The organism is Mesorhizobium sp. M5C.F.Ca.ET.164.01.1.1 (assembly GCF_004792125.1).
In the GTDB taxonomy this organism is placed as follows: Bacteria; Pseudomonadota; Alphaproteobacteria; order Rhizobiales; family Rhizobiaceae; genus Mesorhizobium; species Mesorhizobium wenxiniae.
Genome location: NZ_SRTG01000300.1, coordinates 1 through 341, shown reverse-complemented (window position 1 = coordinate 341; position 341 = coordinate 1). Strand labels below are relative to the sequence as shown.

At 66.3% G+C, this 341-nt stretch carries 1 protein-coding gene; it reads right to left on the bottom strand.

Going from position 1 to position 341, the window contains the following annotated elements; translation table 11 throughout:
* Positions 1 to 341: helicase-related protein (locus EN807_RS33560; RefSeq protein ID WP_135938022.1), on the bottom strand; the 341-nt coding region annotated here is incomplete at both ends.

Sequence of the window (341 nt, the reverse complement as noted above, 5' to 3'; positions counted from 1 at the left end):
CGGCACTGCGCCGTCTCGCAATAGCCGATCAGCGTGTCGAGCCGGCCATGCGAGCGGCGCTTGTGCTCAGGCGCCGCATCTTCATCGTCGATGAACATGCGGCGCGTGCGGATGTCGCCGAGGCCGAACAGCATATGCGCCTCCGCCGCCCTGCAGTCGCGGCCGGCGCGGCCGATCTCCTGGTAATAGGCTTCGAGGCTGCCCGGCAGGTCGGTGTGGAAGACATAGGCGACGTCGGGCTTGTCGATGCCCATGCCGAAGGCGATGGTCGCCACCATCACCACGCCGGAGAGCGTCATGAAGGCGTTCTGGTTGGCTTCACGCGCCTCCTTACTCATGCC